The sequence below is a fragment of the Micromonospora sp. DT63 genome (genome assembly GCF_049841615.1).
Classification (GTDB): domain Bacteria; phylum Actinomycetota; class Actinomycetes; order Mycobacteriales; family Micromonosporaceae; genus Micromonospora.
In genome coordinates this window covers 306203-327362 of sequence record NZ_JBNCKQ010000003.1, presented here as the reverse complement: position 1 = coordinate 327362, position 21160 = coordinate 306203, and the positions used below count along the sequence as shown (strand labels likewise).

The 21160-nt window shown below is 73.3% G+C and carries 20 protein-coding genes; 11 read left to right on the top strand and 9 right to left on the bottom strand.

Translation table 11 applies throughout. The annotated features are described in order from the left end of the window. Positions 1-38 precede the first annotated feature (38 nt). Positions 39-1262 (top strand): hypothetical protein, encoded by a 1224-nt coding sequence (locus ACLQ27_RS13855; protein ID WP_425867046.1) that lies wholly within the window; start codon positions 39-41, stop codon positions 1260-1262. Between the two features lie 47 nt (positions 1263-1309). Here the strand turns inward: ACLQ27_RS13855 and ACLQ27_RS13850 are convergent, their stop codons facing one another. Then, positions 1310-1933, bottom strand: coding sequence for a phosphoesterase PA-phosphatase (locus ACLQ27_RS13850; protein WP_357491511.1), 624 nt, complete (start codon positions 1931-1933; stop codon positions 1310-1312). A 223-nt stretch (positions 1934-2156) separates the two neighbouring features. Here ACLQ27_RS13850 and ACLQ27_RS13845 point away from each other — a divergent pair, with 223 nt between their 5' ends. The 8 genes from ACLQ27_RS13845 to ACLQ27_RS13810 all read left to right on the top strand — a co-directional run bounded on the left by ACLQ27_RS13845 (position 2157) and on the right by ACLQ27_RS13810 (position 12672). After that, a complete protein-coding gene (locus ACLQ27_RS13845; protein ID WP_425867044.1) occupies positions 2157-2639 on the top strand; it encodes a hypothetical protein in 483 nt (160 codons plus the stop codon). A gap of 18 nt (positions 2640-2657) precedes the next feature. Continuing rightward, positions 2658-2807, top strand: a complete 150-nt coding sequence (locus ACLQ27_RS13840; RefSeq protein WP_357491515.1) for a hypothetical protein — start codon at positions 2658-2660, stop codon at positions 2805-2807. A gap of 639 nt (positions 2808-3446) precedes the next feature. Next, a complete protein-coding gene (pdhA, locus tag ACLQ27_RS13835; protein WP_234583104.1) occupies positions 3447-4622 on the top strand; it encodes a pyruvate dehydrogenase (acetyl-transferring) E1 component subunit alpha in 1176 nt (391 codons plus the stop codon). After that, the gene (locus tag ACLQ27_RS13830; RefSeq protein WP_234583103.1) at positions 4622-5611 is read left to right on the top strand and encodes an alpha-ketoacid dehydrogenase subunit beta; all 990 of its coding nucleotides are present in this window, start codon (positions 4622-4624) and stop codon (positions 5609-5611) included. The genes pdhA and ACLQ27_RS13830 overlap by 1 nt, the downstream gene beginning before the upstream one ends. A gap of 5 nt (positions 5612-5616) precedes the next feature. After that, positions 5617-7077 carry a dihydrolipoamide acetyltransferase family protein gene (locus ACLQ27_RS13825; RefSeq protein ID WP_425867330.1) on the top strand — a complete coding sequence of 487 codons (1461 nt, stop codon included), beginning with the start codon at positions 5617-5619 and terminating at the stop codon, positions 7075-7077. A gap of 219 nt (positions 7078-7296) precedes the next feature. Beyond that, positions 7297-7434, top strand: a complete 138-nt coding sequence (locus ACLQ27_RS13820; RefSeq protein ID WP_007454215.1) for a hypothetical protein — start codon at positions 7297-7299, stop codon at positions 7432-7434. Between the two features lie 344 nt (positions 7435-7778). Then, entirely contained in the window at positions 7779-10472 is a 2694-nt protein-coding gene (locus ACLQ27_RS13815) for an LppU/SCO3897 family protein (protein WP_425867041.1), read from the top strand. Positions 10473-10833: 361 nt separating this feature from the next. Further along, entirely contained in the window at positions 10834-12672 is a 1839-nt protein-coding gene (locus ACLQ27_RS13810) for an NHL domain-containing thioredoxin family protein (protein WP_357491522.1), read from the top strand. Here ACLQ27_RS13810 and ACLQ27_RS13805 read toward each other — a convergent pair. From ACLQ27_RS13805 to ACLQ27_RS13795, 3 genes are read right to left on the bottom strand one after another with little or no spacing between them, the layout of a single operon-like run. Next, complete coding sequence (locus ACLQ27_RS13805; protein ID WP_234588971.1) at positions 12669-13421, bottom strand: LamB/YcsF family protein; 753 nt, start codon at positions 13419-13421, stop codon at positions 12669-12671. The two genes, ACLQ27_RS13810 and ACLQ27_RS13805, sit on opposite strands and share 4 nt — an antisense overlap. After that, a complete protein-coding gene (locus tag ACLQ27_RS13800; protein ID WP_357491524.1) occupies positions 13405-14268 on the bottom strand; it encodes a biotin-dependent carboxyltransferase family protein in 864 nt (287 codons plus the stop codon). Before ACLQ27_RS13800 ends, ACLQ27_RS13805 begins: the two co-directional genes overlap by 17 nt. After that, positions 14265-14927, bottom strand: a complete 663-nt coding sequence (locus tag ACLQ27_RS13795; protein ID WP_425867039.1) for a 5-oxoprolinase subunit B family protein — start codon at positions 14925-14927, stop codon at positions 14265-14267. The genes ACLQ27_RS13800 and ACLQ27_RS13795 overlap by 4 nt, the downstream gene beginning before the upstream one ends. 107 nt (positions 14928-15034) lie before the next feature. Between ACLQ27_RS13795 and trhA the strand changes: the two genes are divergently transcribed. After that, a complete protein-coding gene (gene trhA, locus ACLQ27_RS13790; protein ID WP_425867037.1) occupies positions 15035-15712 on the top strand; it encodes a PAQR family membrane homeostasis protein TrhA in 678 nt (225 codons plus the stop codon). A gap of 102 nt (positions 15713-15814) precedes the next feature. Here trhA and ACLQ27_RS13785 read toward each other — a convergent pair whose 3' ends face one another. Continuing rightward, positions 15815-16102: a DUF6458 family protein gene (locus ACLQ27_RS13785; RefSeq protein WP_234588967.1), complete on the bottom strand. Its 288-nt coding sequence runs from the start codon at positions 16100-16102 to the stop codon at positions 15815-15817. A 112-nt stretch (positions 16103-16214) separates the two neighbouring features. On the opposite strand from ACLQ27_RS13785, the gene ACLQ27_RS13780 reads away from it, so the two are divergent. Beyond that, positions 16215-16754, top strand: a complete 540-nt coding sequence (locus tag ACLQ27_RS13780) for a SixA phosphatase family protein (RefSeq protein ID WP_425867034.1) — start codon at positions 16215-16217, stop codon at positions 16752-16754. A 55-nt stretch (positions 16755-16809) separates the two neighbouring features. On the opposite strand, the gene ACLQ27_RS13775 is transcribed toward ACLQ27_RS13780, so the two are convergent. The 4 genes from ACLQ27_RS13775 to ACLQ27_RS13760 all read right to left on the bottom strand — a co-directional run bounded on the left by ACLQ27_RS13775 (position 16810) and on the right by ACLQ27_RS13760 (position 21139). Continuing rightward, the gene (locus tag ACLQ27_RS13775) at positions 16810-17079 is read right to left on the bottom strand and encodes a DUF6458 family protein (protein WP_007454197.1); all 270 of its coding nucleotides are present in this window, start codon (positions 17077-17079) and stop codon (positions 16810-16812) included. 207 nt (positions 17080-17286) lie between these two features. Then, entirely contained in the window at positions 17287-19143 is a 1857-nt protein-coding gene (locus tag ACLQ27_RS13770) for an acyl-CoA dehydrogenase (protein ID WP_357573663.1), read from the bottom strand. 128 nt (positions 19144-19271) lie between these two features. Beyond that, on the bottom strand, positions 19272-20399 hold the full coding sequence (locus ACLQ27_RS13765) for a PP2C family protein-serine/threonine phosphatase (protein WP_234588960.1): 1128 nt from the start codon (positions 20397-20399) through the stop codon (positions 19272-19274). Positions 20400-20500: 101 nt separating this feature from the next. Next, positions 20501-21139, bottom strand: coding sequence for a septal ring lytic transglycosylase RlpA family protein (locus ACLQ27_RS13760; RefSeq protein WP_357573664.1), 639 nt, complete (start codon positions 21137-21139; stop codon positions 20501-20503). Positions 21140-21160: the final 21 nt, after the last annotated feature.

Below are 21160 nucleotides of genomic sequence, written 5' to 3'. Positions count from 1 at the left end.
CGCCTCTGCGTACGCCCCGACCGGCGTAGGGTCGAAGCATGGCCACGCCTCAGACCCCTTACGACGCGGTGCTGCACGCCGCACGCGACGTGACCAAGCTGGAGTCCGCCCTGGATGCCGAGATGCTCGGCAGCGCGCTGCTGGGCAGTGTCTACTCGATCGCGGAGACCGACCGCGACACCGCCGTGCGGGAGTTCGTCACCGGGTTCCTCGCCGCCACCGCCCGCCGCCGGATCGCGGCGGCGACCACCATCCGGCAGGTCTTCGCCACGCTCGTCCCGACCGCCGAGGGCACCGAGCGGGTGCGTCCGGGCAGCCAGGCGCCCGCCTGGTCCGGGCAGCTCGGCCGGGTGCACCTCACCGGCAGCTGGGCGTACGGCGACGTGTACGGCGACCAGACCTCCTACCTCGCCACGTTCGCGTACGACGACGCGGCCGGTGGCCCGGAGCACGCCCTGGTGGCCCTGATCGACCACAACATCGGGATCACCAAGGACATCTTCGTCGGCGGGCCGGCGGAGCGGATCCTGGACCAGGTCCGGCAGATGTGCGCCGACGACGAGTTGACCTGGTTCCGCACCGAGGACCCGTCCCGGCTGCGGGGCGAGGTGGCCCGGCACCTCTCGGTCACCGACGACCTGACCGAGCTGCCCGGCGAGGGTTCGCTCGCCACCGACCGCGCGCTGGTCGGCGCCCGGCTGGCGCTGCTCCCCACGGCCGCCGACCCGACCGGCCCGGCGGAAGTCGAGCCGCTGTCCGCCGCCGAGCGCACCGACCTGGTCCGGCGGTTCCTGGCGGCGCCGGAGGCCGCCCGGTTCGGGCTCGACAGCGTCGACGGCCCGGAACTCGCCTCGCTGCACTTCTGCCTGAGCCTGCTGCTGGACCATTCGGCGAGCTTCCCGGACGCCGACCCGATGCGGTGGAGCCCGGCCGTGTCCGGGCTCTTCCTGCTCGACTGGGTGCACCGCCGTGCCGTGCTGGACATGGACGACGCGGCGATGCTGCCCCGGGTGCTGCGCGCCTGGGCCCGGTACGCGTCGCGGCAGCGCGGGCTGCCCGAGGCGGCCGCGACGCGCACCGACGAGGCGATCGAGGAGATGGTGCCGGAGTTCGCCCGGCTCTACTCGACCGGCGAGCGGCGCAGCCCGGCCACCGCCGCGGTCGCGCAACTGATGGCCGACGGCGTGGACCCGGACGACCCGGCCGCGCTGGACGCGTGGATCGAGGCGAACCGCCACCGCCTCGCCGACGACGGCGCCTGACGACCGTCGGGCGGGCGGCACCGCGCCGCCCGCCCGGCGACGGTCGCTCAGCGCAGCAGACCGAAGACGACCGCGGCGATCAGCGCGCCGAGCGCACCGCCGGCGAGCACCTGCGCGACGGTGTGGTCCCGCAGGCGTACGCGGGACCAGCCGACCACGCCCAACAGCGGCGCGGCGACGAGGAACCCGCGCCCGAAGGTCAGCGCCAGGATGACCAGGGTGCCGGCGGAGACCGCCGAGTGGATCGACATCTTCCACCAGTGGCTCACCGACACGGCGACCACCAGGCCGACCAGCCCGGCCACCGCCAGCGCCAGCAACGGCCGGGGCGCACCGAGGACGACGAGCAGGGCGAGCCCGGCGGCGACCGAGCCGAGGCCGACCAGCAGCGGCACCCGGCGCTGCTCCCGACGGCCGATGTGGTGGTCCGTGAGCCGACCGCGGCGGACCCCGCCGACGATGTAGGCGAACGGGATGCCGGTGACGAAGAACGTCGCGAGCAGACCCCAGAGCAGACCGCGGGCACTGCCCCGGCTGCTGTGCCAGCTTACGGCGATCATCAGCAGCGACACCAGCACTGCCGGGGCGGTCAGCTCGGTGACCAGTCGGGCGACCCGCAGCCCCGGACCGGGCCGGACGGCGACCGGGCGGGGTTCCACACCGCCGCCCACGCCACCCCCTCCGGTTACGCGCCTACCGCCGACCACCGCCTGCTCGTCACCGTACCGCCGGGGTGAGCCAGGGAGGCGCGGGACCACCACGACCGGTCGCCGCTCACCGTGATGATCAAGAAGTTTGCGTCACCGCGACCCCGATTCCTGACCCGAACCTCTTGATCACCGAGGCCCGGCGGCCAGAACCGGGGCGGCCGGGGCGCTGTGCGGTGGTGACGGCGTGGGCGCCGTGGTGGGCTCGGGCGGGCTCGGCGTCGCCCGTGGTGCGGCGGGGCTTGCCGGCGCGGAGAGGGTGCTGGTGGGGACGGCCGTAGCCGTCGGCAGGTCGGTCGATGAGGGTGTTGCCGGGTCGGTCGCTGTAGGTGTCGACGGGTCGTTCGTGGTCGGTGTCAACGGATCGGTCGGCGACGGGCTCGGGTCGGACGTTCCGGTCGGGTCCGGGTCCGGTGACGCGGTCGGTGCCGGCGACGGCGACGGGCTGGCCGGGTGCGGGGACGGCGGTGCGGCCGGCGGGGCGCTCCGGGTGGGTCGCGGCGCTGGCGGCGCGGGCACCTCGCGGGGGGCGGGCACCCGGTCGTCGGCCCTCGGGCCGGACCACGACTCGTCCGGGAGACGCCAGGGAGCGGCGGGCACCCAGTCGGCGGTCGCGGTCGGACCGGCGCTGGGCGTGCCCGGTGACGGCAACGCGATCGGCGGCGGCTGACTGGTCACCGGCATCGGAATGACCACCGGCCCGACCGACGGGGTCGGGATGAACGGGGTGCTGGTGTCCGGTAACGCGCTGCTGCCCGGGGTGGCCGAGCCCGCGCTGACCGCGGCGAGGACGGGCATCGACGCGGTGCCTGCCAACAGGGCGACGGTGAGCAGGTAACCCCGGGAGGGCCCGCCCGCGCCGGGTGCCCGGTGCGACCCGATCACCCGGCGGTAGCCGCCCGGCGACCGGTGGCGGCCGAGCATGGGTGTGCCGGGACCGTCACCTGGCTCGTCCACCGCACACCCCTTGTCGTCGCCGCCTGAAGAACTCGCCGGGCGCTCACCGGCGGAATCCGGCTAATCACCCGATCGGCACGTTCCTGCGGTAATCAGCCTCGCCCAGTCACCCTCCGTCAGCCAACATCCACCGCGTGTCGACACGCGGCACTGACCGAACGGTGACGAATCAGCACCGGAACGCCCGGTGGACGCAGGGCGGCACGATAGCGACAAAAAACATCAAACCGTAGGCGGTCGGAATGCGAGGCGGGCGTACTGTGGGCGCGCTCACCTGCTCTGCGAATATGGAGCACGACGGCAACGCAGCCGTGACCTCCGCGCACCCTCGCGGCAGGCGCGGCCCGGCGCCGGCGCTCCCGATCCGGGTTCGGCCAGAACCCGGCTCACGCCGCGCGGCAACCCCCACCGGGGCTAGGCGCGGCCGCCAGGAACCGGTCCGGCAGCAGCCGGGCAGGCGCACGAGTTGCGTGGCCGGGTGATCCCCCGGTGCCGACGCAGACACGACAGGGAGAGACCGATGGCAAAGGGCGACCCCGGGGGCACCACCCGCAGCAGGCGGGCAGCTCCCCGCTCCAAGAAGGGCGCGACCGGCGACCCCGAGCTGGTGCAGCTGCTCACCCCCGAAGGCGAGCGGATCGACAGCGCCACCGGGCCGGACGGCACCGAGTACCGAGTCGACTTCACCGACGAGGAGTACCGCGGGCTCTACCGCGACCTGGTGCTGGTCCGCAAGCTCGACGCCGAGGCGACCGCGCTCCAGCGGCAGGGCGAGCTGGGCCTCTGGGCCAGCCTCCTCGGCCAGGAGGCCGCGCAGGTCGGCTCCGGGCGCGCGCTGCGGACGCAGGACATGGCCTTCCCGACCTACCGGGAGCACGGCGTCCTCTACTGCCGGGGCATCGACCCGATCATGCCGCTCGGTCTGTTCCGCGGCGTCGACCAGGGCGGCTGGGACCCGAACGAGTTCAAGTTCAACATGTACACGATCGTCATCGGCGCGCAGACCCTGCACGCGACCGGATACGCCATGGGCATCACCATGGACGGCAAGGTCGGCACCGACGACGGCGAGGCAGCGATCGCCTACTTCGGCGACGGGGCCACCAGCCAGGGCGACGTGAACGAGGCGTTCGTCTGGGCCAGCGTGTTCAACGCGCCGCTGGTCTTCTTCTGCCAGAACAACCAGTACGCGATCTCCGAGCCGCTGGAGCGGCAGACCCGCGTCCCGCTCTACCAGCGGGCCGCCGGCTTCGGTTTCCCCGGCGTACGGGTGGACGGCAACGACGTGCTGGCGTCGTACGCGGTCACCCGCACGGCGCTGGACAACGCCCGGCACGGGCAGGGCCCGAGCCTGATCGAGGCGTACACCTACCGGATGGGCGCGCACACCACCTCCGACGATCCGACCCGTTACCGGATCGCCAGCGAGGTGGAGTCCTGGCAGGCCAAGGACCCGATCCTGCGGGTCAAGGCGTTCCTGGAGAAGCAGCAGATCGCCGACGCGGCCTTCTTCGCCGAGGTCGACGAGCAGGCCCGCCGGGAGGCGGTGCACCTGCGCGAACGGGTGCTCACCATGCCCGACCCGGAGCCGGTGACGATGTTCGACAACGTCTACCCCAACGGGTCTCCGCTGCTCGACGAGCAGCGTGCGCAGTTCAACAGCTACATGGAGTCGTTCGAGGGGAGCGCCCACTGATGGCCACGGAGACGCTCACCCTCGGCAAGGCCCTCAACACCGGCCTGCGCCGCGCCCTGGAGACCGACCCCAAGGTCGTCATCATGGGCGAGGACGTCGGCAAGCTCGGCGGCGTCTTCCGGATCACCGACGGGCTCCAGAAGGACTTCGGCGACCAGCGGGTGATCGACACCCCGCTGGCCGAGTCCGGCATCATCGGCACAGCGGTCGGCCTGGCCATCCGTGGCTACCGGCCGGTCTGCGAGATCCAGTTCGACGGCTTCGTCTACCCCGCGTACGACCAGATCGTGTCGCAGGTCGCGAAGATGCACTACCGCTCGGGCGGCCGGCTCAGCATCCCCATGGTCATCCGGATTCCGTTCGGCGGTGGCATCGGCGCCGTCGAACACCACTCCGAGTCGCCGGAGGCGTACTTCGCCCACACCGCCGGCCTGAAGGTGGTGACCTGCGCCAACCCGCAGGACGCGTACGTGATGATCCAGCAGGCCATCGCCTCGGACGACCCGATCGTCTTCCTGGAGCCCAAGCGGCGGTACTGGGAGAAGGGGCCCGTCGACCTGGACGCGCCGCTCTCCGACGCGTACCCCCTGCACTCGGCCCGAGTGGTGCGGCCCGGCACCGACGTGACGGTGCTGGCGTACGGGCCGATGGTGCGGACCTGCCTGGAGGCCGCGACGGCCGCCGCCGAGGACGGCCGGGAGCTGGAGGTCATCGACCTGCGCTCGCTGTCCCCGCTGGACCTCGCCGCCGCGTACGAGTCGGTGAAGCGCACCGGCCGCGCGGTGGTGGTGCACGAGGCGCCGTCCAACATCGGCCTGGGCGCCGAGCTGGCCGCCCGGATCACCGAGGAGTGCTTCTACTCCCTGGAGTCGCCGGTGCTGCGGGTCACGGGCTTCGACACCCCCTACCCGGCCGCCCGGGTGGAGGAGGAGTACCTGCCCGACCTCGACCGGGTGCTCGACGCCGTCGACCGCACCTTCGGCTGGTGAGCGACATGTCCCGGATCAAGACGTTCAACCTGCCCGACCTGGGCGAGGGGCTGACCGAGGGCGAGATCCTGGCCTGGCTGGTCAAGGTCGGCGACACCATCGAGCTGAACCAGCCGATCGTCGAGGTCGAGACGGCCAAGGCGGCGGTGGAGATCCCGGCGAAGTGGGCCGGGCAGGTGCAGGCGATCCACCACCCGGAGGGCGCGACTGTCGAGGTCGGCACGCCGATCATCGCGATCGACACCGACCCGGGCGCGGGCCCGCTGGAGGCGCCGTCCACCACGGCCACGCCCAGCGGCGACCTGCCCACCCCGTCGGCGGCCTCGCTGGCGGCGGTGGAGGTGGCCCCGGCCGAGGGCATGATCGAGCCGGGCCTGATCGGCGGTGCCGCCCCGGGCGGGCGGACGGCGGTGCTCGTCGGCTACGGCCCGCGTACCACCGCCGCGAAGCGTCGGCCCCGCAAGGGTGCCGTCCCGGCGCAGGCCGAAGCGCCGGTCACCCCCGCACCTGTCGCACCGCAGCCGGTCACGCCGGAGCCGGTCCGTAACGGAAACGGTGGCCCGGTGACGGGCGGGCTCGTGTTGGCCAAGCCGCCGGTGCGCAAGCTCGCCAAGGACCTCGGCGTCGACCTGAGCACGCTGACCGGGTCGGGGCCGCTGGGCTCGATCACCCGGGAGGACGTACAGCGGGCGGCGAGCGGTTCCGTGGCGGCGGCCGAGCCGGTCGCGGTCACCTCGACCGCGACGAGCGCCGCGAGCTTCGGCGCCGACCGTGAGCAGCGCATCCCGGTCAAGGGCGTCCGTAAGCTCACCGCCGAGAACATGTCCCGCTCGGCGTTCACCGCTCCCCACGTGACGGAGTTCCTGACCGTCGACGTGACCCGGGCGATGAAGGCGCTGGAGCGCCTGCGGGGCCGGCGGGAGTGGCGTGACGTCCGGGTCTCGCCGCTGCTGCTGGTGGCGAAGGCGGTGCTGCTGGCTGTCAAGCGTCACCCGATGGTCAACTCGACCTGGGCCGGCGACGAGATCGTCGTCAAGGAGTACGTCAACCTCGGCATCGCGGCGGCCACCGAGCGTGGCCTGATCGTGCCGAACGTGAAGGACGCCGGTCGGCTCTCGCTGCGGGAGTTGGCCGACGCGCTGAACGGCCTGGTGCAGACGGCGAAGTCCGGCCGCACCTCGCCCGCGGACATGTCCGGCGGCACCCTGACCATCACCAACGTCGGGGTGTTCGGGGTGGACACCGGCACGCCGATCCTGCCGCCGGGCGAGTCGGCGATCCTCGCCTTCGGCGCTGTGCGGGAGATGCCGTGGGTGCACAAGGGCAAGGTCAAGGTCCGGCAGGTCACCACGTTGGGTCTGAGTTTCGACCACCGGATCATCGACGGTGAGCTGGGTTCGAAGTTCCTGCGCGACATCGGCGATTTTCTCGCCGACCCCGAGGCGGCGCTGCTCGCCTGGACCTGACCGGTCCGAAACGCCAGCCACGGCCGGTGTGCCACGGGTTAACGCCCGGCACACCGGCCGTGTCCGTTGGGCGACGAAACCGTCGGCCACAACCCCCGTTGACCTTTGATTGTTAGGCAGGTGTCCCAGCTCACCTAATAATCGATGGAAGTTGGCCGGGTTCTGCGGTTGAATAGATGCATCAGGGGCCGACAACCGAATAGCCAGGGGGACCCACCAATGAGCATGATCGAGCGAATCCGCAACCACCGCGACGCCAACCGCCGCGCCCGTGCCATCGAGCACGCGCTGCGCTCGGCCAACTCGCCGGCCGTTCGCGAGGAACTCCTCGTCATCGCCCAGCGTCACATGAGCTGACGCTCCACGACATTCCTCACCTCCTCCAGATCGATGGCCCACCCGGCCCACCGGGTGGGCCATCGGCGTTCCGCCAGCACCTGACACCGGGATTCCGCCCTGCCGCAGCGCCCGGTACGGTGGGCTTCGGTCGCCGCCCGCCGGCCCGGCCGACGCCGAGCCGATAGAAGCTGCTCGACACCACCCGGCGACGGGCAGTGACGACCGGTGCTCCTTTGGACGCCTCGTGCGGCCACCAGATACGGTGCGGGGAGCCGGCACGGCGGTACGCCGGTGACGCCGGCAGCCATGCCGAGGAGACCGATCGGCACCGGCGGCCGACATGTGATGGAGGAGGCGCACCCATGACGTCCGAGGGCCCGCACCGCCCCGGCCAGGAGCCGGACGAGGTGTCACCGGGCGCCGGCGGACCGGCGCCGTACGGCGACCGCCCGGCGCAGCCGGACAACGGCTACAACGCCGCCGGCCCCGACCTGGGCTGGGCACCCCCGCCACCCGCGCGGCCGAACCCGTCCGCTCCGGCCTGGGCGACCCAGTCCGAGCAGCAGCCGAACCCCGCCTGGGGTGCCGCCGCCGCACCGCAGCCCAGCGACCCGGTACAGCCCGCGTGGGCCACCGGCGGCGCCGCGCCGGAGCAGGGGCAGCCCGCCGCATGGACTCCCCCGCAGCAGGGCTGGACGCCGCCCGAGCAGGCCGCACCCGCCTGGTCCGGCGGTGCCGCGGAGCAGCCCGACTGGGCACAGGCCCAGCCGGCCGCCCGGGGCGCTGCGCAGGTGCCCCCGGCCCCCGCGGCCTGGCCCGCCGCCCCGGACGACCCGTCCCGCTCCGGCGGATGGGCTGGCGGGGGGCAGGCCAACCCGGCCGCCGGTGAGTGGCACGCCGAGCCGGCGCAGCCCGCCGGCCGAGCCGGCGTACCCGGCCCGCAGGACGACCCGTCCGGGTCCGGTGGCTGGGCCGTCGGCGCTGCCGCCGCCCGGGATGACCAGCCCGTCTGGACGCCGGCCGAGCAGGCCCCGCAGACCTGGGGCCAGCCCGCCGGGCAGACCGAGCAGCCGTCCCCCGGCTGGGGGCAGGCCGAGTCGGCCGGTTCCCGTGGCGCGGCCCAGGTCCCGGCCGCCAACTGGCAGGCGCAGGAAGAGGCCCAGCAGCCCGCCGCCTGGGGTGGCGCCGAGGGCCGCCCGCAGCAGCCGGACTGGGTGCTCGCACCCCAGGACCAGCCGGCCGAGCGTCCGGAACCGGCCGCCTGGCCGCAGGCCGAGCAGGCTGGCCCCGCGGCCGCCCGCGCCAGCGTCAGCGTGCCCGGCAGCGACGCGACGCCCGGCTGGGCCGCGGCTGGGCCGGACAACCCGGTGCAGGCCAACCCCGGTGAGGTTCAGCCGTGGGCGCCGGGCGAGGTGTGGGGCCGCGCCGAGGCGGAGGCCCAGTCGCGAGGCGGCTGGGACGCCGACCGGGCCGACGAGCCGCCGGTCTACCAGCCCGCACCCGCGCCCGGCATCTCACCCGCCAACGCCGTGCCGCTGCCGCCGCAGGAGCAGCGCGTGCCGGGTGCCAGCCTCGCCGCCGCCCCGCCGGCCGACTACGCGCCGTCGACGCAGTACCCCCCGATCCCCGAGCAGCCGGCGTACTCCGAGCGGGACACCCCGGAGGCCCCCGCACCGTACGAGGCCGAGCCGGCCGGCTGGGGCCGGGCCGACGAGGCGTCGGCGAGCGCCGCCGCGGTGCCTGCTCCGCGTACCTCCCCGGAGTCGGGGGCCGGCCGCGCGGTCGTACCGGCATCGGACGCCGAGTCGGCCGCCAGCGCGGCGAGCCGCGCCTCGGCGAGCGCCTCGGTGCCGCTGGCCAGCCGCGTGATGCCCCCGGCCGACCAGGCCATGCGGCCGACCAGCGCCGCCACGCCACAACCCCGGGTGTACGGCCGCCCGGCCCGACCCGAGTCGGACAACGAGCCGGAGCAGGCGGCCCCGGAGGCGTTCCAGGCCGACCCGGCGCCCGAGCGTTCGGGCATGCCCGACTGGCAGCAGGACGCCGGCCGCCAGGGCACGCCGGACTGGCAGCAGGACGCCGGCCGCCCGGCCACGCCGGACTGGCAGCAGGACGCCGGCCGCCCGGCCACGCCGGACTGGCAGCAGGCACCGGAGCGCCCGGCCACGCCGGACTGGCAGCAGGCACCGGAGCGCCCGGCCACGCCCGACTGGCAGCAGGACGCCGGCCGCCCGGCCGCGCCCGACTGGCAGCAGGCACCGGAGCGTCAGGGCCCGCCGGACTGGCAGAACGGGCCGGATCGGCAGGGCTTCCCCGGTTGGGGCGACGATTCGCCGTCCGAGCCGCAGTTCGACGACCGGGAACGGTCGTCGGCGCCCAACGGGTTGGGCGAGCCCCCCTCGGCCGCTGCCGCGCCGCCGGCGTTCCCACCCGGTGTGCCGTCCTTCGTTGACGCGCCCGGCAACAACCGGCCGGTGAACGGCACTCGACCGCAGTCCGGCGGTGATCGCCCAGCCGACCGCTTCGGCGCACCGGCCGCCGGCGCGGCCGCGGTGAACGGAGCGCCGGGCTTCGGTGCCCCGGCCATCGAGCAGGCGCCGGGTGGTCAGTTCGGGGCCTTCCCGCCGCCTCAGCAGCCGGTGCCGTCCTGGGGCCAGGAGGCCACCGAATCGGACCAGGGCCGCTTCGACTCCTTCAAGCCGGAGGCGGACGAGCCCAAGGCGGAGCCTCCGGTGCCGAAGGTGCGCAACGGTCGGGTCCTGGCCGCGGTGTTGGTCGCCGCCGTGCTGATCCTGGCGGTGCCGCTCGGCCTGCTGATGCTGCTCGGCAAGTTCAGCGGTGGGGACGACTCACCGGCCTTCGACCCGGCGGTCGGCACCTGCGTGAAGCAGGCCGGCCAGGGCGCTTCGGCGGTGGACTGCGGCGAGGCCGGCGCGTTCACGATCGTTTCCAAGGTGGACGCCAAGGACAAGTGCGCCGACCCCGCGCAGCCCCACGTGGTGCTGCCCGGCGAGGGCACCAACCGGGTGCTCTGCCTCAAGCCGGCCACCAAGTAGGACGCATCAACGGCGGGGCCACGGGCAACCGTGGCCCCGCCGTTCTGTGCGTGGAGGCGCACGGACGGTCGGTCGGAGCGTCGGTGCTGCATCGTCGAGCCGCCCCCGGCCGCACCTTCGTTGGTGCCTGTCGAGCTGCCCCGAATATGGGGCGGATCAAGACCGGTAACCCCGCCCCAGACATGGGGCAGCTCGACAGGTGACGGGTGGCAGAGCGGCGCCCGTCCCGCGGGCCGACTCACCAGGGCCATCCGCCGCACCCGCCTCGACCGCCCAGCACCACACAGCCAGCGTGGCCCCGCGACGGCCTGTCGTCCGGGTCACGGCGGGCGGGCCCGCGAGGCGTGGCAGGCTGACAGGCATGGGAACGACAGCGCGCGTACGGGCACCCGAACTACGGGGCCGGCAGTGGCTCAACACCGGCGGCAAGGACCTGACCCTGCAGGATCTGCGCGGCAAGATCGTCCTCGCTGATTTCTGGACCTTCTGCTGCATCAACTGCCTGCACGTGCTCGACGAGCTGCGGCCGCTGGAGGAGAAGTACGGCGACGTGCTCGTCGTGATCGGCGTGCACTCGCCGAAGTTCGAGCACGAGAAGGACGCCGACGCGCTGATCGCCGCCGTCGAGCGGTACGGCGTGCACCACCCCGTACTCGATGACCCCGAGCTGGACATGTGGCAGCAGTACGCGGCCCGGGCCTGGCCGACCCTGTCGGTGATCGACCCGGAGGGTTACGTGGTGGCCACCATGGCCGGCGAGGGCCACGCCGAAGGGCTGGCCCGGCTGATCGACGAGCTGATCGCCACCCACGAGGCGAAGGGCACGCTGCACCGGGGCACCGGCCCGTACGTCCCGCCGCCCGCCCCGGAGACCGCGCTGCGCTTCCCGGGTAAGGCGGTGCTGCTGCCGGACGGCAACCTGCTGGTCTCGGACTCGGCCCGGCACTCCCTGGTCGAGGTGGCCCCGGACGGCGAGACGCCGGTTCGCCGCATCGGCTCGGGCGAGCGGGGTCGGGCCGACGGGCCGGCCGAGGCGGCGACCTTCTCGGAGCCGCAGGGCCTCTGCCTGCTGCCCACCCACGTCGCCGAGGTGGCCGGCTACGACCTGGTGGTCGCCGACACCGTCAACCACCTGCTGCGCGGCGTGCGGCTGGAGTCCGGCGAGGTGGTCACCGTGGCCGGCAGCGGCCGACAGTGGCGTGCCTCGGTCGACGACCACGCGCACGACGCGCTCTCCGTGGACCTGTCGTCCCCCTGGGACCTGGCCTGGTACGACGACAAGCTGATCATCGCGATGGCGGGCATCCACCAGCTCTGGTGGTTCGACCCGATCAAGCGGACCGCCGGCATGTACGCGGGCACCACGGTGGAGGCGCTGCGCGACGGCCCGCTGGCCGAGGCGTGGATGGCGCAGCCGTCGGGGCTGTCCGTCTCCGCCGACGGTGCCCGGCTCTGGATCGCCGACAGCGAGACCAGTGCCGTCCGGTACGTCGAGAACGGGGTGCTGGGCACCGCCGTCGGGCAGGGGCTCTTCGACTTCGGGCATGTGGACGGGCCGGCCGAGTCGGCGCTGCTCCAGCACCCGCTGGGGGTGTGCGCGCTGCCGGACGGCTCGGTGCTGATCGCGGACACCTACAACGGCGCGGTGCGCCGCTTCGACCCGGCCAGCAACCAGGTGTCCACGGTCGCGGACGGGCTGGCCGAGCCGAGCGACCTGGTGCTCACCCCGGCCGGTGAGGTGCTGGTGGTGGAGTCCGCCGCGCACCGCCTGACCCGGCTGGCGCCCGGAGCGCTGTCGGCGGCCGGTGCGAGCACCGTCGACGGCCCCCGGCACCGCACCGAGCGGAGGCCGACCGACGTGGCGGCGGGCGAGGTCACCCTGGACATCGTCTTCACGCCCGCGCCGGGGCAGAAGCTGGACGAAACGTACGGGCCGTCGACCCGTCTGGTGGTGTCCGCGTCCCCGCCGGAGCTGCTGCTGGACGGCGCCGGCACCGGCACCGAGCTGTCCCGCCGGCTGGTGCTCAACAGCGAGGCGACCGGCGGGGTGCTTCAGGTGACCGCCCAGGCGGCGACCTGCGACGCGGACGTCGAGCACGCGGCCTGCCACCTGACCCGGCAGGACTGGGGCGTCCCGGTGCGGGTGGTCGACGGGGCGGCGTCCCGGCTCCCGCTGGTCCTGCGCGGCCTGGACGCCTAGGCGGCGAACGGGGCGAGCGGGACGTCGGCGTCGATCAGGGAGGCGCGGACCAGTTCGGTGGCGGAGACCGCCCCCGGTGTGTCCCCGTGTACGCAGATCGACTCCACCGGGCAGGGAACCACTGTGCCGTCCACCGCCACGACGGTCCGTTCGGTGGCCATCCGTACCGCCCGGGTGGCCACCTCCTCCGGATCGGTGATCAGCGCGCCCGGTGCGCCGCGCGGCACCAGCGACCCGTTGGGCAGGTAGCCGCGGTCGGCGAACGCCTCGGCGACCACCGGCAGGCCCGCGCCGACGGCGAGCTGGGCGAGCACCGAGCCGGGCAGGCAGAGCACGGGCATCTCGGGGTCGTGGCCGCTGACGGCGGCGACCACCGCCGCCGCCTGGGACTCGTCGGTGGCGGCCGCGTGGTAGAGCGCGCCGTGGGGCTTGAGGTAGCGGACCCGGGTGCGAAAGAGCCGGCAGAAGGCGTCCAGCGCGCCCAACTGGTAGGTGATCTCGTCGCGCAGTTCGGCGAAGTCGTACGCGATGCGTCGCCGGCCGAAGCCGGCCAGGTCCCGGTAGCCGACCTGCGCGCCCACCGCGACGCCGCGCTTCGCCGCGCCCTCGCAGACCCGCCGCATGGTGGACGGGTCACCGCCGTGGAAGCCACAGGCCACGTTGGCGGAGGTCACCAGGTCCAGCAGCGCGTCGTCGTCACCGAGCCGCCAGATACCGAATCCTTCGCCCAGGTCAGCGTTGAGGTCCATGGAATCTGACGGTAGTACCTGGCCGGGCCTGCGCGAGCGGGGTCACGTCGGTGACCACCCCGATGACCGGGTAACCGCCGGTGGTCGGATGGTCGGCGAGGAAGATCAGGGGTTGGCCGTCCGCCGGCACCTGTACCGCCCCGAGCACGATGCCCTCGCTGGGCAGTTCGCCGGCGACCGCGCGGGGCAGGGCCGCGCCGGCGAGCCGCGCGCCGACCCGGTTGCTGACCGGGCTGACGGTGTACGCGGTGCCGAAGAGCAGGTCGAGCGCGCTCGGGGTGAACCAGTCGTCGCGGGGTCCGAGGCGCACGCTCAGGCGCAGTTCGGTCGCGGGTGCCGGGCCGACGGTCACGTCCACCGGCGCGGGTTCGGCCAGCGGCACGCCAAGCGGCAGCCGGTCGCCGTCGCGCAGCACGGGCGGGCCGAGCCCGGCGAGGGTGTCGGTGGCGCGGCTGCCGAGCACCTGCGGTACGTCGATCCCGCCGGCCACGGCGAGCCAGCTCCGTACGCCCCGACGGGCGGGGCCGACGCGCAGCACGGTCCCGGCCGGGACGGTGAGCGGGCGGCCGATGTCGCCCGGGCGGTCCCCGGCGCGGACCGCCACCTCGGCGCCGGTGATCGCCACGGTCGTGGCGTGGGTCAGCCGCAGTGTGCAGCCGGTTAGGGTGATCTCCAGGCCGGCGGCCTGTTCGGCGTTGCCGACCAGCCGGTTGGCGAGCCGCAGGGCGGTCGGGTCGAGAGCGCCGGAGTGGGGTACGCCGAGGTGCGCCCAGCCGGGCCGACCCAGATCCTGGACGGTGGTGAGCGCGCCCGCGCGGAGCACCTCGATCGCTGCGGGCCGGGTCACATCGCCACCATCCGGACGCGGGTGCCGGGGCCGAGCCGGGCGGGCGGGTCGACGTCGACGTCGAAGAGGGGCAGGTCGGTCCGGCCGACCAGCAGCCAGCCGCCGGGGGATGCGCTGGGGTAGATGCCGGCGTACGGGCCGGCCAGCGCGACCGAGCCGGCCGGCACCCGGGGGCGGGGAGTGGGCAACCGGGGCAGCGCCAGGTCGGTGGGGAGCCCGGTCAGGTAGGGGAATCCGGGAGCGAACCCGCAGAACGCGACCCGGAACCGGGTGCCGGTCAGGCGGCGCAGGACGGCCGGCACGTCGACGCCCCAGTGGTCGGCGACGACCGGCAGGTCCGGCCCGTCGAACTCGACAGGCACGACGACCTCCGCGCCGGAGCCGCCGGCGCCCGCCGCGATGCCGTGACGCTCAGTGGCGGCGGCGGCGACCGCTGGCGTCCAGCGGGACAGCAGGTCGGCGGTGGCGGTGGGGTCGGGCAGGCCGTCGAGCAGGACGGTGCGGGCCCCCGGCACGATCTCGACCGCGCTCAGGTCACCCTGCTCGCGGCGGCGCCACAGCTCGGCCCGCCACGCTTCGACCACTGCCGCCTCGGGAATGTCGGCCGGGGCGGTGCAGTCGAGCAGCAGAGCGTGCGCACCGGCGGGTCGGATCCGCATCCGCTCATCCTCGCCGACGCCGTGCCGGCACGGTGTCCACGGTGACGGTGCTCGGAGTCACCGGCCTGACTACTTGAAAGTAACCTACGGTGCCGTAACCTGATGTCGTGACCACCTCCGCCCCGCTTCGTCTGAAGCCGGTCGACATCGGCAAGCCCCGGATGCGCGGCTGGCTGCACACGTACGCCTTCTTCGTCGCCGTGGTCGGCGGCATCGTGCTCTGCTCGATCGCCGCCACCCGACCGGGCTGGGCACCCCTGGTGAGCTGCGTCATCTACAGCCTGACGGTCTGCGGGCTGTTCGGCACGAGCGCCCTGTACCACCGTCGTGTGTGGTCCGAGCGCGGCTACCAGGTGATGCGCCGGATGGACCACTGCATGATCTTCGTGTTCATCGCCGGCACGTACACCCCGCTCTGCGTCATGCTCCTCTCGACCGGGCAGGCCACTTTGATGCTGGCCCTGGTCTGGGGTGGCGCACTGGCCGGTGTGGCGCTCAAGGTGATCTGGCCACACGCGCCGCGCTGGGTCTCCGCGCCGCTCTACCTGGCGCTGGGCTGGGTGGCGGTGGCCATGCTGCCGCAGATCCTGCACGGCGGCGGCGTCACCGCACTGGTGCTGCTCATCGTCGGTGGGGCCATCTACAGCGTCGGCGCGGTCTTCTACGCGCTGCGCCGCCCCAACCCGTGGCCCACCGTCTTCGGCCACCACGAGTTCTTCCACGCCTGCACCCTGCTGGCGGCGCTGTGCCACCACATCGCGATCTACTTCGCGCTGTTCGCCTGAGGCAGACCCCACAGGGCACCGCTGTTCGCCTCAGGCCGACCCCCACAGACGCGAGCCGGGGCCCCGCCACGCTGCGGGACCCCGGAGTGTGCGGGCGAGGGATCAGACGGGGCGACCCGGCCGACGCACCTCGCGGTACTCCTGCACGACCTGGTCGTTCTGGACGGGAACGACCCGGTCGGCCACCACGCGCTCTTCGCGGACCGGGGCGGCGACCACCGTGCGACGGCGGCTGTTCCAGAAGTAGAGGGTGGTGAGCAGGCCGGCGACACCGGCGAGCATCAACACCCAGCCGACGACGGCCAGGTTCAGCCAACCCAGGTCGGCCTCCACGGCGAACGCGAAGATCGCGCCCAGCGCGATCAGGAAGATGCTGCCACCAATGCCCATGTCTCGCTCCTCGGCTCTTACCAGGCGTACGGTCCGCCGCGGCCGTTGATAGGGGTGCGGCATCCCTGGACTTACCCCGGCAGGAAGATCGCCAATCGGGCAAGCTGGTGGTATGACGGACAGCCATGCCGACACGCGGACACTGGTGTTGCTCCGGCACGCCAAGGCCGAGCAGGGCAGCGAGGGCACTGACGACGCCGAGCGCCCGCTCAGCGCCCGCGGGGAGGCCGACGCGGCGGCGGCCGGCGCGTGGCTGGCCCACCACGATCTGCTGCCCGACGTGGTGATCTGCTCGACGGCCCGGCGCACCCGCCAGACCTGGCACGGGGTGGCGATGGGGATGGCCGGTTCGCCGCCGGAGGGTGGGCCGACCGGTCCCCGCCCGACCGTCCGCTACGAGCCCGGCGCGTACGACGCCCACCCCGAGGAGCTGTTGTCGCTGGTCCGTACCGCCGATTCGGAGGCTCGGGTCGTGCTGCTGATCGCCCACAATCCGGGTGTCTCGCTGCTGTCCGCGTTTCTCGACCCGGAGACTGCGGACGAGGAGGGTCTACGGACCGCCGAGCTGGCGGTGCACCGCAGCGTGTCCGCGTGGACTGAGTGGGGCAGAGGCGGGGCGCCGGTCGCGCAGCGGTACACCGCACGCGGCTGAGCCACCCGCCGCGCGTGACGGGTGGCTCAGGCGTACGTCCTCAGGCGTGCGTGGGTCAGGACGGCGGCGCGGTCGGCGGCGGGGGGTCCGGCGGCGGTGGCATCATCGCCGTCGGATGGGACAGCCGGTTCTCCTCCACGATGAGGGTCCGGGCCCGCTTGCGCCGGTCCTGCCAGAACCAGAGCGTGGTCAGCAGCACGGCCAGCCCGGCCAGGATGAACACCCAGCCGACCGCGCGCAGGTCTATCCACCAGACGTTGGCCCTGATCGCGAAGGTCATGATCGCGCCGAGCGCGATGAGAAAGATGCCGCTTCCTACACCCATGTGCGCTGCACTCCCCCGTGCGGTGGCTCTGGGCGTTCCCTTTCGTGGTCACGGCGGGTTACCCGCCACGGCACCGGCATACCCGACCGGGCTCAGCCAATGTCTCGGACGTGAAGCGCGACGGCCGGCGGGGCGATTGCCCCACCGGCCGTCGGTGTCGGCGCCGGGTGGTGCGACCCGGAACCGCTCACGCGTGCCGCGGCACGGTCAGAAGGCCTCTTCCGGGAGGTCCATGATGTCGAGGTCGGTGCCCTCGATGATCCGCCGGTCGGCGCCGATGCGCGGCAGCACCTCACGGGCGAAGAATCGGGCGGCGGCCACCTTGCCGGTGTAGAACGCCTTGTCGGTGGCGGAGACCTCGCCGGCCAGCGCCTTGAGCGCGACGTCGGCCTGCTTCTGCAGCAGCCAGCCGACGACCAGGTCGCCGATGGCCAGCAGGAACCGCCGGCTGCTCAGGCCGACCTTGTAGAGCGCGCGGGTGTCGCCACCCTGTGCCTCGCCCAGCCAGCCGGTCATCGTGCCGAGGATGTTCTGGATCTCGGCGAGCGCCTTGCCGAGCGCCTGCCGCTCCTCCTTGAGCTGGCCGTTGCCCGCCTCGGAGGAGATGAACTCCTGGATCTCGGCGGCGACCGCCATCAGCGCCTTGCCGTTGTCCCGGACGATCTTGCGGAAGATCAGGTCCAGGCTCTGGATGGCAGTGGTGCCCTCGTACAGCGTGTCGATCTTGGCGTCCCGGACGTACTGCTCCAGCGGGTAGTCCTGCAGGAAGCCGGAGCCGCCGAAGGTCTGCAGGGCCTCGTGGCCGAGCATCTCGTAGGCCCGCTCCGACCCGACGCCCTTGACCAGCGGCAGCAGCAGGTCGTTGACCCGCTTGGCCAGCTTGGTGGCCTTCTCGTCGCCGGCCGCCTCGGCGATGGCGACCTTGTCCTGCCAGGTGGCGGTGTAGAGGACCAGGGCACGAAGACCCTCGGCGTACGACTTCTGCAGCAGCAGCGAGCGGCGGACGTCCGGGTGGTGGGTGATGGTGACCCGCGGGGCGGTCTTGTCCGCCTGCTGGACCAGGTCGGCGCCCTGCACCCGGCTCTTCGCGTACTCCAGGGCGTTGAGGTAGCCGGTGGAGAGGGTGGCGATGGCCTTGGTGCCGACAAGCATCCGGGCGTACTCGATGATCATGAACATCTGCCGGATGCCGTCGTGCTTGTCGCCGAGCAGCCAGCCCTTGGCCGGTACGCCGTGCTCACCGAAGGTCAGCTCGCAGGTGTTGGAGACCTTCAGGCCCATCTTGTGCTCGACGTTCGTGGTGTAGACGCCGTTGCGCTCACCCAGCTCGCCGGTGGTCTCGTCGAAGTGGAACTTGGGCACCACGAAGAGGGACAGGCCCTTGGTGCCGGGGCCACCGACGCCCTCCACGCCGACCGGGCGGGCCAGCACGTAGTGCACGATGTTGTCGGTCAGGTCGTGCTCGCCCGAGGTGATGAAGCGCTTCACGCCCTCGATGTGCCAGGAACCGTCGGGCTGCTGCGTCGCACGGGCCCGGCCGGCGCCGACGTCCGAGCCGGCGTCCGGCTCGGTGAGCACCATGGTGGAGCCCCACTGCTTGTCGATGAAGAGCTTGGCCCACTTCTTCTGCCGCTCGGTGCCCTCGACGTGCAGCACGTGCGCGAAGGACGGGCCGGAGGCGTACATCCAGATCGGAGCGTTGGAGCCCAGCACCAGCTCGGCGAGTGCCCACCAGAGCGCGCGGGGCGCGTTGGTGCCACCCAGCGCGGGCGGCAGGTCCAGGCGCCAGAACTCGGAGTCCATGAACGCCTGGTACGACTTCTTGAACGACGCCGGCAGCGGCGCGGTGTGCGTGGCCGGGTCGAAGACCGGCGGGTTGCGGTCGCTGTCCGTGTAGCTGGCGGCCAGGTCCTCGCGGGCGAGGCGGTCAAGCTCGGCGAGGAAACTGCGGGCGGTGTCGGCGTCGAGTTCCGAATAGGGCTCCTGGCCGAACGCCCGGTCCGCCCCGAAGACCTCGAACAGGTTGAACTCGAGGTCCCGCAGGTTGCTCTTGTAGTGGGTCATGCTCGCTGGCCCCGCTTCCGGACAGGTGTTACCGATCAGTAACCCCAACTGTATTACTCGCGGGTAGGCAGCGACAAGCCGATCACGTAAGTGACGGCGATTACACAGTTGCGCGCCGGAAGCCCCGCTCAGCTCTCGGCGGCGCCGACTTCCCAGCTCGGCACCGCCGACGTCGCGCCCGTACGGGCACCGACGTACTCCATCAGGACCAGGGCGATGTCGTCGTCCAGGTGCCCGTGCACCCACTCGACGAGGGCCGTCTCCAGCGACGCGAGCCCGTCGGCGACCGTGCCGTGCCCCAGCAACCGCCACGCCCGGTCGGCGGTGGGGAAGAACTCACCGTCCCGCCGGGCCTCGCCGAGACCGTCGGTGAACAGGAGCAGGCGGTCGCCGGGCTCCAGGCGTTCCACACGGGGGCGCACCACCGGCATGAACCCGAGGGGCGGCGCCGGCGCCGGCGGCTCCAGCGGGATGACCGCGCCCCGGCGCAGCAGCAACGGCGACGGGTGCCCGCAGTTGACGATCGTGAGCGTCCCGCCCCGCTCCTCGACCAGCGCGGCGGTCACGAAGTCCTCGTCGCCGACGTTGCGGGCCACCGCGCGGTCCAGGTCCGCCACGACGGCCCGCAGGTCGGCCCGCTCGTAGGCCACGTGCCGGTACGAGCCGAGGACGATGCTGGCCAGCCGAACCGCATCCAGGCCCTTGCCGCGGACGTCACCAATGATCATGCGGACGCCGTACGGGGTGTCGATCGCCTCGTACAGGTCGCCGCCGATCTCGGCCGTGGCGGTGGAGGAGATGTAGCGACCGGCCACCGAGAGCATGCCGACCTGCGGTCCGAGCGGGCGCAGCACCGCCTGCTGGGCCACCGAGGCCAGCTTGGTCAGCTCGGCGATCTGCTCCGCCTGCCGCTGGCGGATCGAGGCCACCGCCACGGCCAGCGCGCTCGCGACCGCGACGCCGAGCACGTTGACCGAGGTCACCAGCATCATCCTCGGGTCCACCAGGGCGAAGCCCACCCCGATCAGAGTCGCCGCGGCACCCACGCCCAGCACCACCCGCCAGGCCGCCAGGGCGGCGGCCAGGATCGGAGCCGCCGCCAGAAGGGCGACGTAGTGCACCCGACGCCCGTCGGCCAGTTCGAGCCCCGAGACGATCGCGAGCAGGGCGAGGGCCGCGCCGAGGCCGGCGCGGGATCCGGGGCTCAGCGGGCTACGGCCCGACTGGAGGAGTCGCGTGGGTACGAGGGACAGCATGCCTGATGGACGTGAACCGGTGAATGAACCTGGCCCGTCGTCTGAGGATGTTCTGTCCGGCCGGCCCAGGCTCGCAGCCGGATCGGTACTCCCGGCTGCGATCAGCCCAGGACCTCGTAGCGGACGGTGAGCGCGCCCACGTCGGTCGAGGCGATTGTCGCGAACGCGGCGCGGGACAGGTCCAGGCAGCGACCGTCGATGAACGGGCCACGGTCGTTGATCCGCACGACCACCGACTTGCCGCTGCTCGGGTTGGTCACCCGGACCTTGGTGTTGAACGGCAGCGTCTTGTGCGCCGCGGTCAACTCGTTCGGGTTGAACGACTCGCCGTTGGCGGTCAGCTGCCCGTCGGAGTAGAAGGAGGCGCCACACGAGCCGCTCTCCAGCACCTTCGCCGCCGCCGTGGTCTTCTTCGCCGTCGGGCGCGGCTTCGGCGACTCGGTGCGGGCCTTACCCCGGGAGGCGGCCTGCGGCGACCGGCTGGCGGACGGGCTCGCCGTCACGCTCGGCGAGGCGCTGGCGCTGGCGCTCGGCGACGCGGTCGGGGAGCTGGGGGCGAGGCTGGCGGGGGCGGTGGTCGGGGTGAGGTCGAGAGTCGTCTGACCCGACTGCCCGGAACCCGAGGTCAGCTGGACGGCACCGACGGTGCCACCGACGGCGAGGGCGACGCCGACCGCCGCGGTGGCCGCGATGCCCGCCGGAGAGGAGAAGATGCGGGTACGGGAGTGCCTGCCTGCCACCGGCCCGGTCCTTTCGTCGAC